1 protein-coding gene is annotated in these 339 nt (G+C 54.0%); it reads right to left on the bottom strand.

Annotation, left to right across the window (positions count from 1 at the left end; all coding sequences use genetic code 11):
* Positions 1-3: 3 nt before the first annotated feature.
* Positions 4-339, bottom strand: a 336-nt coding sequence (locus tag Q4563_RS17750) for a LysR substrate-binding domain-containing protein (RefSeq protein ID WP_303605442.1), incomplete at its 5' end; no start/stop codon positions are given.

The raw sequence follows: 339 nt of genomic DNA, 5'->3' as shown, positions 1-339 counted from the left end.
ATCTCAGCCGATTTCACCGAGCGGTGTTTGCCGGGTGATGGCAGCGACCGCCTGATGACTGATACGGCGTTCTGCTGAAATTGCATAAAACTCCTGCATCAGTTCTTTGACTGTGCCGACGCAGCGCACCTGGTATTTGGCGCAAATTTCTTCGCGAATGACATCGGGTGCAAAAAAGTAGCCATGGCCCTGGCTACCAAAGGCTTTTAACAGTGCCGAGTCGTCAAATTCTCCGGCAATTCTGACGGCGATACCGGTATGGTTAAACCAGCTCAACAGGTCGGTACGTAAGCCGGAGGCGGTGTCGGTGGGCAGCAGAACCGGGGCTTCGTTTAGCAT

This window comes from Gilvimarinus sp. 1_MG-2023 (assembly GCF_030548285.1).
Note: the sequence above shows the minus strand (reverse complement) of the source record. Positions and strands in the feature narration are given on the sequence as shown.